We start from the raw sequence: 15,375 nt of genomic DNA on the forward strand, positions 1-15,375 counted from the left end.
TGACTATGGAACGTGCCATTATGACGGAACAAACCCCCCCATCAGCACCGGTTGAAGAGCCGGCTCGTAAGGCTGAAAGCCCGCAGCAGCCAGAAGCGAACAGCCGTAAAGGTAAAAACACCGGCGCTGCCCTGGGCGCAATTGCCATCGTGCTGGTGATTGCGCTAGGCGCTGGCGGTTATTACCACACGCACAAGCAGGCACAAATGTTGATCGCCGCCAATCAGGATCTGCAGAGCCAGTTGGCTACGCTGCAGCAAAGCCAGCAGCAGGAAAAGCGTGCGCTGGAAAACATGTTGCAGCAACAGGGCACATCGCTGGCCACCGCCGATCATGAACAGGCTGCTCTTGCGCGTCAACTGAATGAGCTGCAGGAAAAGGTCGCCGTGATCTCTGGCAGCGACGCCAAAACCTGGTTGCTGGCCCAGGCCGATTTCCTGGTGAAAATGGCCGGCCGCAAGCTGTGGGGCGATCAGGACGTCAACACCGCCGCGGCGCTGCTGAAAAGCGCCGACGCCAGCCTGGCGGACATGAACGATCCGAGCCTGATCGACGTGCGCCGGGCGATTACCGAAGACGTCAGCACGCTGTCTACCGTGGCTCAGGTCGATTTTGACGGCACCATCCTGAAGGTCAACCAACTGGCCAATCAGGTGGATAACCTGCGCCTGGCGGACAACGACAGCGACGAGTCGCCGATGGATGAAGACAGCAGCGAGCTGTCCAGTTCGATCAGCGAATGGCGCCAGAACCTGAGCAAAAGCTGGCATAACTTTATGGCGGACTTCATTACCATCCGCCGCCGTGATACCAGCGCAGAACCGTTGCTGGCGCCGAATCAGGATATCTACCTGCGCGAGAATATCCGTTCACGCCTGCTGATTGCCGCCCAGGCGATCCCGCGTCATCAGGATGAGGTGTATAAACAGTCGCTGGAAACCGTTTCAACCTGGGTACGCGCCTATTTTGACACCAGCGATCCCACCACCAAAGCGTTCCTGGAAGAGCTGGACGGCCTGAGCCAACAGTCGATCTCCATGGATGTGCCGAGCCAGCTAAAAAGCCAGCCGCTGCTGGAAAAACAGATGCAGACCCGGGTGCGCAACCTGCTTGCCCAGGGCCCTGCAGCCCATCAGGAGGGATAAGCCATGTTACGCGTGTTATTCCTGTTCCTGGTGTTGATCGCCAGCGTGGTGCTTGGGCCGATGCTGGCTGGCCATCAGGGCTATGTGCTGATTCAAACCGATAACTACAACGTTGAAACCAGCGTGACCGGGCTGGTTATCATGGGCATTCTGCTGTTCGTAGTGCTGTTTGCCATCGAATGGCTCCTGCGCCGGGTATTCCGTACCGGCGCCCGCACCCGCGGCTGGTTCCTTGGCCGCAAGCGCAGCCGGGCGCGCAAGCAAACCAAAGCGGCGCTGATCAAGCTGGCGGAAGGCGATTACAAACAGGTGGAAAAACTGCTGACGCGCAACGCCGACCATGCGGAGCAACCAGTGGTGAACTACCTGCTGGCCGCCGAAGCGGCGCAACAGCGTGGAGATGAGTTCCGCACCAACCAATACCTGGAGCGCGCCGCCGAAGCGGCGGATACCGATCAGCTGCCGGTCGATATCACCCGGGTGCGTATTCAACTGGCGCAGGGCGAAGTGCATGCTGCGCGCCACGGGGTCGATCGCCTGTTGAACCAGGCGCCACGTCACCCTGAAGTGCTGCGCCTGGCGGAACAGGCCTACCTGCGCACCGGCGCCTATGCCTCGCTGCTGGAAATTCTGCCTTCAATGAGCAAAGTGAAGCTCCACAGCGAAAGCGAACTGCAAGCGCTGCAACAGCAGGCCTATATTGGCTTGATGAACCAGGCGATGGCGGATGAAGGCAGCGACGGGCTGAAACGCTGGTGGAACAACCAGAGCCGCAAAATCCGCCATGAAGTGCCGCTGCAGATAGCGATGATAGAACACCTGATCCAATGCGACGACCATCAAATGGCGCAGGAAATCCTACTCGACGGCCTGAAGCGCCAGTATGACGAACGCCTGGTATTGCTGATCCCACGCATCCGTTCCGGCAACCCGGAACAGTTGGAGAAGGCGTTGCGCCTGCAGATCAAACAACACGGCGCCACGCCGCTGTTGAACAGCACGTTGGGCCAGCTATTGATGAAACAGGGCGAATGGCAGCCGGCCAGCGAAGCCTTCCGCGCCGCATTGCAGCAGCGCCCGGATGCCTTCGACTACGCCTGGCTGGCGGACACGCTGGAAAAACTGCACCGCTCCAGCGAGGCGGCGCAAATGCGCCGTGAAGGGCTGATGCTGACGCTGAAGCAAAATGGCGATAGCCAACCACCGGCGCCTCCCGCCGCCTAACCGTCCCCCCCTGGCCGCCCGCCAGGGGGGATTTACGCCCCCATCCCTCTGCTCTTATTGCCCTGCCGTCATGCTGCGCGGCCAACCAAATAACAGGCAAAAAAAACACTTGCCGAACCGGCAAGTGTATAAGAGAAGCAATCAGGTCTAGGACAACAGGGGCGGTGCCTCACTCAACGTAATGCCCTAAGTATGATGAAACAGCTGCAAGCAACCTTTCATCGTTCTGGTAGGCAATAGGCACCCTAAATCGGCTCTGCATCATTCCCAGGGTTTATGAAGCCTAAGGCGAACATAAGGGATGGAATGAGCATCTACGGGATAGATATTGCACTTGTCGTGCCAACTTTGCCATTCAGACACATAATCAATCTATCACCATGATTTTTAAGAAATTAAATCCGCTATTTTTTATGTCTGCCACTATACGGCGCCCCCTCTGCAAGCGGTGCATCGGTTATTTGTCGCCAGCAAACGACAGCCTGACCACCCATGCCTTTTATCTAATAGATTCAGTAAATTAGATGTCTCCTGCTGGCGACAGGCCACAGGGTCAATGTCGCCGAAAACCAACAGTTTTGCGCAATACGCTGAACAAAATAAGGAAAAGGTGATCGCGAGAGCGGAAAACCGCCTACGGCCGAAGAAAGAGCAAAGATGACGGGCGAAAAAAACCTGCTTATGAAAGCAGGTTTCTCGAATGTGGTCGGCGAGAGAGGATTCGAACCTCCGACCCACTGGTCCCAAACCAGTTGCGCTACCAAGCTGCGCTACTCGCCGATATATTGTTTGGCATACTACCGGGTAATAAGCTTTATGTCTATGAAAATATTAACTATTTAAGACATTTTGCGTGGTGCGAAGAGAGGGACTTGAACCCTCACGTCCGTTAAGACACTAACACCTGAAGCTAGCGCGTCTACCAATTCCGCCACCTTCGCACGGCCACAAAACAGCTTTTACTCTTCACTTCCCGTAGGAAGATGGGGTGGCTAATGGGACTCGAACCCACGACAACTGGAATCACAATCCAGGGCTCTACCAACTGAGCTATAGCCACCATTACTTCTTAAAATCACGCGGTAATCATACCACCGCAGCTCTTGCGCACAAACTTAATGGCGCGCCCGACAGGATTCGAACCTGAGACCTCTGCCTCCGGAGGGCAGCGCTCTATCCAGCTGAGCTACGGGCGCGTAGCGCCGTTGCGGGTGGGGATACTACGGATTTAAACCAATCCTGTCTAGTGCTTTTTCGCAGAAATGTTGCGTTTGCTTATGCTTTGCGCAGCACTGCGCAAGAAAGGGCCATCCATAGCCCTTTTTAGCGGCTTATTGCTGAGTTTCTACCCGATTTTCAGCCTGATGCTGTTTTTTATTCATGCCTAATGCGAAATAGCAGGCGCTGACGGCAGCCAGGAACACCGCCCCAACCAGCAGAGAAATACGCGTGTCCGGGTTGATCCCCATACCAACCAATACGCACAGCAGGAAAGCGATGGTCAGGTAGTTCACGTACGGGAACATAACCGACTTGAAGCCATGGGTTTTGATCGCTTCTTTATGCACGCGGCGGAAATGGAGCTGGCTAATCAGCACCACAAACCACGGCACCATCCCCGGTAGCACGCTGGCGCTGTACACATACACAAACACCTGCTGCGGGTTTGGAATAATGTAGTTCAGCATCGCGCCGGCCAACAGGCAGAGGATGGTAATCACGATACAGTTGACCGGCACGCCGTTGCCGGAGAGCTTGGTCAGCGCCGCCGGCAACTGGCGGTTTTTCGCCAGCGCATACAACATACGCCCGCCGCTATACATACCGCTATTGCAGCCGGAGAGCGCCGCACTCAATACCACAAAGTTAATGATCCCGGCCGCAGCCACAATGCCGATCTTGGCGAAGGTCAGCACAAACGGGCTACCGGCCGTGCCGATGCCGTTCCACGGGAAAATAGTCACAATCACGAAGATGGCACCCACGTAGAAGATCAGGATACGCCACAGGATATTGTTGATCGCCCTTTTAAGGGTGACCTTCGGGTTTTTAGCCTCGCCGGCGGTAATACCAACCAGTTCAACCCCCTGGTAGGACGCCACGACAATACAGAGTGCGAACAGGAAGCCTTTCCAGCCGCCGGCGAAGAAGCCGCCGTGCGCCGTCAGGTTGGCAAAGCCGATCGGTTCACCGCCGTTGCCGAAGCCAAAGAAAATCACCCCCAGGCCAACCAGGATCATCACAATAATCGTGGTGACCTTGATCATCGCGAACCAGAATTCCAGTTCGCCATACAGCCGAACCGCCACCAGGTTAGCCAACGCCACCATGCCGACGGCAATCAACGCCGGCAGCCACTGCGGTATTTCCGGGAACCAGAACTGGACGTACACGCCGATCGCGGTGATTTCGGACACCCCGACGGCAATCCACATAAACCAATATCCCCAGGCCGTCAGGTAGCCAAAATAGGGGTTCATATACTTATGCGCATAAACGGCAAAAGAGCCGGCCACCGGCTCCAGGAACAGCATTTCCCCCATTGAGCGCATAATGAAGAAAACAAACAGCCCGGCAATGATATAGGCCAGCAATACTGACGGCCCAGCCCACTTCAGCGTACTGGCCGATCCCATAAACAGGCCGACGCCAATGGTGCCGCCCAACGCAATCAATTCAATATGCCGGGCTTCCAGCCCCCGTTGTAATCCCTGCGGTTTTTCGTTACTCGCCATAAATCCTCAGTTGTTATTTATCGGCTGTTTCCATCCACCGCCGTTCGGCGTTGCCCGAATGGAACACAACCCCTGTTATGTTTGCCTGCCGGCTGGCGCCGGTCATTATTGTTTTAGGTGGTTAATTACCCTAATCGGCAGCACTATCCACGGGTTAGCCGGCAAAAATGCAGTAAAAAAATGCAGTTTCACCCGGTAAACCCAGCGTAAAGGCCGTAAGGAATAATTTCCGGTCGGTATCGTTTCGCATTTTGCGGCTATAAGCAAACCGCACGTTAAAACTTTATGAAATAAACAAGCGGCGTATTAGGGCGGGAGGTTATAGAAACGCGGTTTTTCCCGGCAAAAGGCGCGGTACGCGCTGCGCCGGTGATAACGCAGTGAGGCGATAGCCGCCGGCATACAGCACAAAAACCGGCGCCATCATAGCTTGCCACCATAATAGTAACCCACAAACTTCAGCAGCCTCAGTTGGCGGCGCAACCGGCTGGGCTGGCATAGCAGCCGGTAAAGCCACTCCAGGCCCAGGCGCTGCCACACCTTGGGCGCACGCTTCACATGGCCGGTAAACACGTCATAGGTACCGCCTACGCCCATATACAGCGCAGCAGGGTGTACCTTGCGGCAGTCCCGCATCAGGATTTCCTGCTTCGGCGAGCCCATCGCTACCGTCACGATCGCCGCCCCGCTGGCGCGAATGCGTTCAAACAGCGCGCCGCGTGCCTCGGGCGCAAAATAACCGTCCTGGCTGCCGACAATGTTCACATTCCACTGCCGGCACAGCTTCTGCTCGGTTTCCGCCAGCACGGCCGGTTTACCGCCGATCAGAAACACCGGCGTGCCTTCCCGGCCCGCACGCTGCATCAGCGCTTCCCACAGATCCGCACCCGCCACGCGCGCCACCTCTGCGCCGGGGTATTTTCGCCGGATGGCGCGCACCATGCTGATCCCGTCGGCGTACTTGTATTCCGCCTCGTCCAGCAATGCGCGCAGCGCCGGATCGCGCTCCGCATTCAGCACTTTTTCGGCATTCATTGCCACCAGCGTCCCCTGCCTGATCTTGCCGCCATCAAACAGAAAATCCAGACACTGCACCATATCGCGAAAGCCCCAAAGGCTAAAACCGCGCAGCACGTATTGGGCAACAGACACCTTTGCTTCCATGATGATTATGACCCTCTACAGAAAACCGTCAGCCTGCGGTGGCGCAGGCCGATGCTGCGAACGCGCCCGGATAAGCCCAGTGCTATCGAATAGCCAGAACAGCAGCTTCGCCACCACCAGGCAGGCGCCGAAAATAAGACAGAAGAACACCACGCGCGAAACGAATGCGTCCAGCCCTTCGCGCGCCAGCACAATGATGTTGAACACGGCGCCAAAACAGAAACCCTGCAGGATCGCCGATTTATAACGGTTCGGCTCCGCCCGGCCCAGGGCATACAGCCAGTCGAACCATTTGATGATAAGCCCAACCACCACCGCCCCCAGGGGAATAAACAGCACACCGCCCATCACCACCAGCGAGCCAATCAGCGTGGGCGAGATCGCCAGCCCGGAATGGTTATCCAGCACTTCCCAGGTAAAGTAGTTGGCACTGTTGAGCACCACGTCCGGCCGCCCCGGCCACAGCCAGGAGGGAATAAAGACGTAAAAATCACGCACGATCGGCGCCAGCCCCTGAAAATCGATCTTATCGTAGTTTTGCAGCAGCAACGCCAGATTTTCCCACGGCGAGAAGGTATCGCGCGTCAGATACAGGAAAGTGTAGAACGCTTCGTCACCACTCACATCCAGCCCATAGCGCTTTAGCGCCAGCCAGAACATGCCGACGATGCCAAAGATGCCCGCCGCCGCCAGCATCCACAGTGTGATCCAGCCGCGAACGATGCCGATAAACAGGAACAGGGCGAATGCGATGATGATATTGGCGCGCGTGCCGCCGACGATCAGATAGGTCAGGAAGCCGAACGCCACCGTCGCCAGCAGGAAAAAGAACCAGGCACCCATGCTCTGCCGGAGGAAATACACCACCAGCATCGCCGGAATAAAGAAGTAGAAGAAGCGTTTGAGCGCAACGCCGGAGACATCGCTGGAAAAAATCTGGCTGTAGGAGTTGAGCTTGAACAGCAGGAAGCCGTTGTGCATAAAGAAAATGCCGACGGTGCTGATCGCCACCAACATCAGCAGCACCCAGGTCAGGTTGGTTTCCACCCGGTTCATGGTGAACAGCGGCGCGCGCGGCTGGCTGGCCGCCAAACGCCAGCGGGTTTTATAGCTGACGTAATAGATGGCGTAAAAGCAGGTGGCCGACAGCATGGCGTACATCAGGAACGCCGGCGGCACCACGTCGACGCCAAAGCGCATCGCCAGCAGACAGGTCAGCGGGAAACCGAAGTAGAACGTCAGCAAATACAGCAACGAAAAGAATACGTTGAAGTTAAAGCGGACGCGCCGAAACTCGCGGTAGGTCAGCGCCAGCACAAACAACAGCCCAATCAGATAAACCACCAACAGGCCGCCAAATTGCGCCAGCGTCATGGCTGTTCTCCCGCCGCCAGCTCCAGCGCCTGTTGCCAGCCATCAATGTAGTTCGGGTTGAAGAAAGCGATCGCCTGTTTATCCACCTGCGCCAGTTGCCGCTGGGCTTCACGCACCACTGCTTCATCCAGTGTATCGCCATAGAACAGCACCGGCAGGCGCTGCTCCGCCAAATCCTGCCAGAACGGGTTCTGGCGGCTAAGCACAAACGGCACGCCGAACTGAATCAACAGGCACAGCGTACCGATGCCCTGCTGGCGATCGAAAATAAAGTAGCCGAGATCGCACTCGCGCAGGATGTTCAGGTAATCGTCAAATGCCACCTGCTGCGTCAGCAACTGCAGGTTTTTGGCGCCAAACAGCGCCAGACCGGCCTTGCGCACCTGCTCGATATAGGCGCCATTATTGGGCGGGTAGCCCATGGGTACTATCACCCGCACATTGGCGCCGAACTGTTGGTGGATCGCCTGCAGCGCTTCAATATGGCGGTTGGTATTGTCGCCGGAGTTGCCCACCAGGATCGTCATCGGCCCGGCGAGGTTTTTCTCAACCTCCACACCGGTCAGTTGAGGATCCATCCGCGTTGGAAAGTACAACAGCGAAGCCGGCACCCGCGGGTGCCGCTGATGGTAATGGATCAGATCGCCCCGGGTGGCAAAAACGTGCCCCACCCGTCCCTGCGCCATACGGCGCAGCAGATAAAACAGGCGATATTTCCAACTGGTGGCGTTTTCATACAGATCGGCCCCCCATATATGCCAACTCACCTGCTCGGGCTTGATTTTGCCGCTGAGCAACGCCAGCCACAGCGTGGGGTTGAACTGCCCATGCAGGAAGAAACGGCAACTGCGATCGGCCTGCGCACGGGCGATCACTGCCTGCGCCAGGCTTTTCTTGCCGGCGTAGCTTTCAATCTGCAGCGCCGGAAATTGCCCCAGCGCAGCCACGTCTTTGGCGGCCACCATAAAGTGGCGCACCTGTTCCTGCGGCAAGCGCGTTGCCAGCACCTGGTCGAAGAAACGCAGCACTGTCTGATTGTGATGCGGGATGTCAGATCCCAGTACGTGAATCAGTGTGGTCATACTTGTCTACGATAAAGAATAAATACGCAGCTACACAGCGCAAAATACACGATGTAGGTTGCCATATAGGCTTGCGCCGCGCCCAGTGCACCGTGCAACGGTATCAGCCAATGAGAAAACAGCGTCAGCAGCAAAAACTGGCTGACTTCCGTCAGAATATAAAACCGCAGCGCCGCCTTGGCGATCACCAGATAGCCGTATACATAGGCGCCCACTTTCAGCACATCGCCCACCAGTTGCCAGGCGAACAGATCGCGCATGGCGGTGAACTTGTCCGAGAATAACAGCCAAATCGCCACATCGCGCAACAGCCAGACGGCAAAGCTGGCCGCCACCACCGCCGGCAGCACAAACTTCAGCGAACGCACAATTTCCTGCGAAATGGCCTGTTTGTCCACCAGACGCGAGAGCGTCGGTAGCAGATAGACGCTGAACGAGGCGGTAATAAACTGCAGATAGGCATCGGAAATACTGCTCACCCCTTGCCAAATCCCCACCGCATCCCAGCCGTAATGCCGGGCCAACAGGTTACGCATCATCACGTAAGCCACCGGCAGCGTCACCGAGGTTATCAGCGCCATAATGGTGAACTTGCCCAGGTGGCAGGCCAACGCCCCATCCCACGCGGGCAGCAGGTGGCGCAGCGGCATCGGGCTGCGCCGCCACAGCAATACGCCGGCGGGCAGCGCCACCAGCGCCGGCACCAGCGCCAGGCCGACCAGCGCGCCTTCATAACCGCCGAGCGTGAAACACAAGGCATAGGCCGCCACGCCAATCAGGCTGCCGCCGATCACGGAGAGCGCGTTGCTCATCGCGTCGCGATAGCCTTTCAACACCGCCTGGAACAGGTTGGCATAGGCGATGCCCATCTGAATAAACGCCACGGCCTGCACCACGTTAACATAACGCGCATGGCCAAACAGCCCGATGCTGATCGGTTCGGCGGCAAACAGAAACACCAGCGCCAGCAGGGTTGAGAACCCCAGCACAATGCTTGACGCGGTGCCCACCGCCAGGCGCAGGCGCTGCGGATCCTGATGATACTGGGCGACGTATTTGGTGATGCCGTTGAATATCCCAGCGCCGGACAGCACGCCCAGCACAGTGACCAACTGGCGGAAGTTGCCCGCCTGCCCCACACCGGCGGGGCCATAGGCCACGGCCAACAGCTTGACGACCAACAGCCCCACGCCGATTTTGATCAGCGTGGAGCCGGCGGTCCAAAGCGATGCTTTTGCCAACGACATATCAGGCGAGGTAGCTCAGGATGGTGCTGATCACCGTGCGCTGATTAACGTCCGACATATTGTAGAACAACGGCAGCCGCACCAGGCGCTCGCTTTCCTGGGTGGTGAAGCGGTCTTCGCCGTCAAAGCGGCCGAAACGCTCGCCCGCTGGGCTGCTGTGCAGCGGGATATAATGGAATACCGACAAAATCTCCGCTTCTTTCAGGTAGGCGATGAACGCCGAGCGATCCTGAATATCCCGCAGTTTGAGGTAAAACATATGGGCATTGTGCACGCAGTCGGCCGGGATCACCGGCAAGGCGATCCGCCCGGCGGCGGCCAACGGTTTGAAGGCGTTGTAGTAGTTTTGCCAGAGCTGCAGGCGGCGCGCGTTGATTGGCTGAGCCGCTTCCAACTGCGCCCACAGGTAGGCCGCCTGTAAATCGGCCATCAGATAGCTGGAGCCGATATCGCGCCAGGTGTATTTATCGACCTGGCCGCGGAAGAATTGGCTGCGGTTGGTGCCCTTTTCGCGAATGATCTCCGCCCGCTCGATCAAGGCGCGATCGTTAATCAGCGTGGCGCCGCCTTCACCGCCGGCGGTGTAGTTTTTGGTTTCGTGGAAACTGAACGCGCCCACGTGGCCGATGGTGCCCAGCGCCTTACCTTTATAGGTGGACATCACGCCCTGAGCGGCGTCTTCCACCACCAGCAGGTTGTACTTCTCCGCCAGCGCCATGATGGTGTCCATCTCGCAGGCCACGCCGGCGTAGTGCACCGGCACAATGGCGCGGGTTTTCTCGGTGATCGCCGCTTCGATTTTACTTTCATCGATGTTCAGGGTATCCGGGCGGATATCCACATAGACGATCGTCGCCCCGCGCAGCACAAAGGCGTTGGCGGTGGAAACAAAGGTATAGCTCGGCATGATGACTTCATCACCCGGCTGGATATCCAGCAGGATGGCCGCCATCTCCAGCGATGCCGTGCACGACGGCGTCAGCAGCACTTTCGGGCAGGCGAAGTGTTGCTCCATCCACTGCTGGCAGCGGCGGGTAAAGCCGCCATCGCCGCACAGTTTGCCGCTGCCCATGGCCGCCTGCATGTATTCAAGCTCGGTACCCACTACCGGTGGTGCGTTAAATGGAATCATGTAAACCTCGGTATAACCAGTACGCGGTGTCCGTCACCATCGCACCGTGCCGTTGATAGAGCCGCAATGCGGGAATATTGCCCAGTTGGGTCGCCACCCACAGGCGCGTCAGTTGCCGCTGTTGGCACCAGCCCTGCGCCGCCGCCATCAGGCAGGCGCCGACGCCCTGGCCTGCCGCCCCAGGGAACGCTGCCAGCAGGCCGATACGCGCCTGCTGCCGGCCGATATCGCGCAGGCTGACAAACCCAACGGGCTGGCCACCGCTGCCCAGTGCCAACAGGCACTGGTGATCAAAGGTGCCGAGCACCGCTTTTTCAACCCAGGCGGCGTAAAAGCGGCCGCTGTCTTGCGGCGCATACCACGGCGCGCGAAAGCGGCTGATGGCGAACACTTCGCTGGCCGCCGCGCGCAGCGCGGGAATATCCGCCGGCGTGGCGGGGCGCACCGGCAAATCCTGGGCTGCCGGGCGTTCATTGCCGACGGTCAGGGAAAGATCGACCGCCCCTTCCACCAGGCGAAAGCCGAAGCCCGCCAGCGCATCGGCCAGATCCAGACGCTGCGCCGGGATCCTGGCCTGCACCAGCGTAAACGCATCCAGCGCCTCGGCCGTAACGGCCGGCGCCGGCGAGCTGAAGTTCAGCTTCGCGCTGGCTATGCCGAAAAACTCACTTTCCCAGCTTAACGGCTCAACGGCGGCGTACAGGCACATATCCCCACTCCTTAAAGCGCCGGCGTTAACGCCAGACGCCTTTGGTATCCACAATCCAGCGTTGTTTGATGGCCTCGGGCGCAATGGCGCGGAATTTATTGTGATCCACCAGCAGCACCAGCACATCGGCCTGCTGCAGCGCGGCATTGAGATCTTTCAACACCACCTGGCCGGCCAACGCTTTCGGCAGTTGCTCCACGTTCGGTTCGATCACCTGGGTTTCCCCCACGTGCCAGTTGGCGATCAATTGCGCCACTTCCACCGCCGGGCTTTCGCGCAGATCGTCGATATTGGGCTTGAACGCCAGGCCGAAGCAGGCGATTTTAACCTCCGCCGCCCGTTTACCGGTCGCCGCCAGGCAGTCGGCAACGGCCGCTTTAACGCGATCGACCACCCACAACGGTTTGCCGTCGTTAACCAGGCGAGCGGTGTGGATCAGGCGCGCCAACTGCGGGTTCTGCGCCACGATAAACCACGGATCCACCGCAATGCAGTGGCCACCGACGCCGGGGCCGGGCTGCAAAATGTTGACGCGCGGGTGGCGGTTCGCCAGGCGAATCAGCTCCCACACGTTAATCCCTTGCTCGGCGCAGATCAGCGACAGTTCGTTAGCAAAGGCAATATTCACGTCGCGGAAGCTGTTTTCCGTCAGTTTGCACATCTCCGCCGTGCGGGAGTTGGTAATCACGCACTCGCCTTCGAGGAAAATCTTGTACAGGGCGCTGGCACGCGCGGAGCATCGCGGCGTCATGCCGCCAATCACGCGATCGTTTTGAATCAGCTCCACCATCACCTGCCCCGGCAGCACGCGCTCCGGGCAATAGGCGATATTCACGTCGGCGGCTTCACCCGCATCCTGCGGGAAACGCAGATCGCCGCGGGCTTCGGCCAACCATTGCGCCATCTGTTCCGTCGCCCCCACCGGGGAGGTGGATTCCAGAATGACCAAATCGCCCTTTTTCAGCACCGGCGCCAGCGATTTGGCCGCGGCTTCGACAAAGGCCAAATCCGGCTCATGGTCGCCTTTAAACGGGGTGGGAACGGCAATCAGAAACGCATCGGCCGCCTGCGGTTTGGTCACCGCCTGCAAATAACCCCCTTCCACCGCCTCTTTCACCACGTGGGCCAGATCGGGTTCGACAATATGAATGGCGCCACGGTTAATGGTATCGACTGCATGGTGGTTCACATCGACGCCCACCACTTTTTTCCTGCGGGAGGCAAAAGCCGCCGCCGTTGGCAGCCCGATGTAGCCCAGACCAATAACCGAAATCGTGTCAAAATTCATAGTGTCACCTGATGATTCTTCAAAGCTTTGAGGATACGCTGGCAGGCATGCCCGTCACCGTAAGGATTATGGGCCCGGCTCATCATGTGATAGGTCTCTTCGTCCGTCAGCAGGCGGGTCACCGCACTGACGATCCGGGCTACGTCCGTCCCTACCAGTTGTACCGTGCCGGCATCGATCGCCTCTGGCCGTTCGGTGGTGTCGCGCATGACCAACACCGGCTTGCCCAGCGACGGCGCCTCTTCCTGAATGCCGCCGGAGTCGGTCAGGATCAGATAGGCATGCGTCATTAGATAGACGAACGGCAGGTAGTCTTGCGGCTCGATCAGGAAAATATTGTCGATGCCTTGCAAAATACGGTTAACCGGCTCGCTGACATTCGGGTTGAGATGCACCGGGTACACCACCTGCACCTCTGGGTGGCTGCGGGCAATATCCGCCAATGCGCTGCAAATGCGCTCGAACCCGCCGCCAAAGCTCTCACGACGATGGCCGGTCACCAGGATCAGTTTTTTATCAGCATCCAGGAAAGCATAGCGCTGCGCCATGCGGGCACGCTGGGCGGTGTCGCTCAGCACCTGATCGCGCACCCAGAACAGCGCATCAATCACGGTATTGCCCGTCACGAAAATATGGCTGTCCGGCTGCTGCTCATGCAGCAAATTCTGCCGTGAGTTTTCCGTCGGCGCGAAATGGTAAGCCGCCAGATGGCTGGTCAGCCGGCGGTTGGCCTCTTCCGGCCAGGGGGAATACAGGTTACCGGTACGCAGGCCCGCTTCCACATGGCCGACCGGAATGCGCTGGTAAAACGCCGCCAGGCTGGTGGCCAGCGTCGTTGTGGTATCACCGTGCACCAAGACGACATCCGGCTTGAAATCGTCGAGCACGCCTTTCAGGCCTTCAAGGATCCGGCAAGTGATTTCCGTCAACCCTTGCCCAGGCTTCATGATGTTAAGATCGTAATCCGGCGTGATCGCAAATAATCGCAGCACCTGATCCAACATCTCACGATGCTGCGCTGTGACGCAGACTTTTGATTCAAAGGCAGCATCCTGCGCCAAAGCATGTACCAGAGGAGCCATTTTGATAGCTTCAGGCCTGGTGCCGAAAACAGTCAACACTTTCACTGTGGGTCTCTTCTTGTCGGTTAACTGCAGGCGAACCTGCAAATGGGGTGCTTTCGCACCCATTCAAAGAATTATTATTATATTTTAATGAGTTGGCCGGCGAGCCAAGGCAATACCCGCGCCAACAAGGGCACCTACGGCCCCCCACAGCACCAGCCAGAATACGCGCCGTGGGCTATCGCGTTTCACCGGCTCTTCCGGGGTGCGCAGATAGCGGTAAGTCTGAAACTTGTCATCCAGCATCGGGCCGACGTTCAATGTTGCCAGCATCGCGCGGTTTTGTTCATAATCAAGATCATAAGATGGCCCGGATGCCTGTAACCCTTCCAGGCGCGCCTGCAGCATCGGCTTGCCCAGCAGGAACAGATCGGAATCCGGCAGTTGCTCCGCCGGCGTCGTCGTCTGGGTGCGGCTAATGCCCTGCAGATCGGCGATTTTCAGCGCCTGCTGCACGGTGTTCAGTTCACGTTGATACAACGCCTTGGCCACCGTTTCCTGGCGCTTGACCTGCGCCTTCATGGAGGTGGTGCGCGCCGCCCAAGCGCCTTGGATTTCTTCGTTCAGGTGCTGCGCCGCCCGGTGGCTGGCGAAAGCCACATACTGGCGCAGCAGGCGGTTGGCGTCGCTGGCGGTTTCGGCTGTTAATTTTACGCTATCGTTCGGGACTTTTTTGTCATCGCGCGCGGTAAAGACAATATTGGCGATCAGTTCATCAAGCAGCACAGCATCAGCACGCGCATCGCCTTCCTGGCGCTGCCGGTAATAGTCGGTGTGCAGCCAGAAATCGCGGCGGGTATCATACGCGGCCAACTGCATCACAAATTCATTATAGGCTTCATCCGCGATGCTGGGTTGATCGGCGGGGGCCACCGGCGTGGCGCGGGCGTCCAGGTTACGCAGAAACTGCTGCTGCGAATAGTACCCGCCCAGGGCATTCACCGTCGGCCGGTCGGTAATCGCCGTCGCGCTCCATTCCTGCTTCACCAGGTAAGAGACGCCCAATGCCACCACGGCAAACAGCAGCGCCATCCCGATAATCCAGGCTTTACCGCGCCACAGGGTACAAAACAGGCCGCGGATATCTAGCTCGTTATCCACCACCGGGGTCCTTTTGACAGATGTTGTCTCTTGAGTCATCACAGCCTCTG

Annotated in this window: 12 protein-coding genes and 4 tRNA genes; 2 read left to right on the forward strand and 14 right to left on the reverse strand. The window is 58.3% G+C overall.

Annotation, left to right across the window (positions count from 1 at the left end):
- The first annotated feature begins 20 nt into the window (after positions 1-20).
- Together hemX and hemY are read left to right on the forward strand one after the other, a co-directional pair.
- Positions 21-1,145: a uroporphyrinogen-III C-methyltransferase gene (hemX, locus tag AC559G_RS13470; RefSeq protein ID WP_498912863.1), complete on the forward strand. Its 1,125-nt coding sequence runs from the start codon at positions 21-23 to the stop codon at positions 1,143-1,145.
- Between the two features lie 3 nt (positions 1,146-1,148).
- Positions 1,149-2,369, forward strand: a complete 1,221-nt coding sequence (gene hemY / locus AC559G_RS13475) for a protoheme IX biogenesis protein HemY (protein WP_438597597.1) — start codon at positions 1,149-1,151, stop codon at positions 2,367-2,369.
- A 703-nt stretch (positions 2,370-3,072) separates the two neighbouring features.
- On the opposite strand, the gene AC559G_RS13480 is transcribed toward hemY, so the two are convergent.
- The 14 genes from AC559G_RS13480 to wzzE form a co-directional block, all read right to left on the reverse strand.
- A tRNA-Pro gene (locus tag AC559G_RS13480) sits at positions 3,073-3,149 on the reverse strand.
- Positions 3,150-3,223: 74 nt separating this feature from the next.
- Positions 3,224-3,310: transfer RNA gene (locus AC559G_RS13485), tRNA-Leu, on the reverse strand.
- 43 nt (positions 3,311-3,353) lie between these two features.
- Positions 3,354-3,429, reverse strand: a tRNA-His gene (locus AC559G_RS13490).
- Between the two features lie 59 nt (positions 3,430-3,488).
- A tRNA-Arg gene (locus tag AC559G_RS13495) sits at positions 3,489-3,565 on the reverse strand.
- A 135-nt stretch (positions 3,566-3,700) separates the two neighbouring features.
- On the reverse strand, positions 3,701-5,104 hold the full coding sequence (gene thrP, locus AC559G_RS13500) for an amino acid permease (RefSeq protein ID WP_498912864.1): 1,404 nt from the start codon (positions 5,102-5,104) through the stop codon (positions 3,701-3,703).
- Between the two features lie 423 nt (positions 5,105-5,527).
- A complete protein-coding gene (gene wecG / locus AC559G_RS13505; RefSeq protein WP_498912865.1) occupies positions 5,528-6,268 on the reverse strand; it encodes a glycosyltransferase in 741 nt (246 codons plus the stop codon).
- Positions 6,269-6,283: 15 nt separating this feature from the next.
- Positions 6,284-7,642 carry a common antigen polymerase gene (wzyE, locus tag AC559G_RS13510; protein ID WP_498912866.1) on the reverse strand — a complete coding sequence of 453 codons (1,359 nt, stop codon included), beginning with the start codon at positions 7,640-7,642 and terminating at the stop codon, positions 6,284-6,286.
- Positions 7,639-8,724 (reverse strand): TDP-N-acetylfucosamine:lipid II N-acetylfucosaminyltransferase, encoded by a 1,086-nt coding sequence (locus AC559G_RS13515; RefSeq protein ID WP_498912867.1) that lies wholly within the window; start codon positions 8,722-8,724, stop codon positions 7,639-7,641. The genes wzyE and AC559G_RS13515 overlap by 4 nt, the downstream gene beginning before the upstream one ends.
- Positions 8,721-9,971: an O-antigen translocase gene (gene wzxE / locus AC559G_RS13520; RefSeq protein ID WP_498912868.1), complete on the reverse strand. Its 1,251-nt coding sequence runs from the start codon at positions 9,969-9,971 to the stop codon at positions 8,721-8,723. The genes AC559G_RS13515 and wzxE overlap by 4 nt, the downstream gene beginning before the upstream one ends.
- Position 9,972: 1 nt before the next feature.
- On the reverse strand, positions 9,973-11,103 hold the full coding sequence (gene rffA, locus AC559G_RS13525; protein WP_462614893.1) for a dTDP-4-amino-4,6-dideoxygalactose transaminase: 1,131 nt from the start codon (positions 11,101-11,103) through the stop codon (positions 9,973-9,975).
- The gene (gene rffC, locus AC559G_RS13530) at positions 11,090-11,812 is read right to left on the reverse strand and encodes a dTDP-4-amino-4,6-dideoxy-D-galactose acyltransferase (protein WP_498912869.1); all 723 of its coding nucleotides are present in this window, start codon (positions 11,810-11,812) and stop codon (positions 11,090-11,092) included. The genes rffA and rffC overlap by 14 nt, the downstream gene beginning before the upstream one ends.
- A gap of 25 nt (positions 11,813-11,837) precedes the next feature.
- Complete coding sequence (wecC, locus tag AC559G_RS13535) at positions 11,838-13,100, reverse strand: nucleotide sugar dehydrogenase (RefSeq protein WP_498912870.1); 1,263 nt, start codon at positions 13,098-13,100, stop codon at positions 11,838-11,840.
- Positions 13,097-14,227: a non-hydrolyzing UDP-N-acetylglucosamine 2-epimerase gene (gene wecB, locus AC559G_RS13540; protein ID WP_498912871.1), complete on the reverse strand. Its 1,131-nt coding sequence runs from the start codon at positions 14,225-14,227 to the stop codon at positions 13,097-13,099. The genes wecC and wecB overlap by 4 nt, the downstream gene beginning before the upstream one ends.
- Positions 14,228-14,311: 84 nt before the next feature.
- Entirely contained in the window at positions 14,312-15,364 is a 1,053-nt protein-coding gene (gene wzzE / locus AC559G_RS13545; RefSeq protein ID WP_498912872.1) for an ECA polysaccharide chain length modulation protein, read from the reverse strand.
- Positions 15,365-15,375 lie beyond the last annotated feature (11 nt).

Source organism: Gibbsiella greigii (genome assembly GCF_039540155.1).
Taxonomy (GTDB): Bacteria; Pseudomonadota; Gammaproteobacteria; order Enterobacterales; family Enterobacteriaceae; genus Gibbsiella; species Gibbsiella quercinecans.

Bases quoted from the DNA above. Each gene is read 5' to 3' on its own strand.
- hemY (WP_438597597.1), top strand. From the start codon at position 1,149: ATGTTACGCGTGTTATTCCTGTTCCTGGTGTTGATCGCCAGCGTGGTG.
- wzzE (WP_498912872.1), bottom strand. From the start codon at position 15,364: ATGACTCAAGAGACAACATCTGTCAAAAGGACCCCGGTGGTGGATAAC.
- wecG (WP_498912865.1), bottom strand. From the start codon at position 6,268: ATGGAAGCAAAGGTGTCTGTTGCCCAATACGTGCTGCGCGGTTTTAGC.
- wzxE (WP_498912868.1), bottom strand. From the start codon at position 9,971: ATGTCGTTGGCAAAAGCATCGCTTTGGACCGCCGGCTCCACGCTGATC.
- hemX (WP_498912863.1), top strand. From the start codon at position 21: ATGACGGAACAAACCCCCCCATCAGCACCGGTTGAAGAGCCGGCTCGT.
- thrP (WP_498912864.1), bottom strand. From the start codon at position 5,104: ATGGCGAGTAACGAAAAACCGCAGGGATTACAACGGGGGCTGGAAGCC.
- wzyE (WP_498912866.1), bottom strand. From the start codon at position 7,642: ATGACGCTGGCGCAATTTGGCGGCCTGTTGGTGGTTTATCTGATTGGG.
- wecC (WP_498912870.1), bottom strand. From the start codon at position 13,100: ATGAATTTTGACACGATTTCGGTTATTGGTCTGGGCTACATCGGGCTG.
- rffA (WP_462614893.1), bottom strand. From the start codon at position 11,103: ATGATTCCATTTAACGCACCACCGGTAGTGGGTACCGAGCTTGAATAC.
- rffC (WP_498912869.1), bottom strand. From the start codon at position 11,812: ATGTGCCTGTACGCCGCCGTTGAGCCGTTAAGCTGGGAAAGTGAGTTT.
- AC559G_RS13515 (WP_498912867.1), bottom strand. From the start codon at position 8,724: ATGACCACACTGATTCACGTACTGGGATCTGACATCCCGCATCACAAT.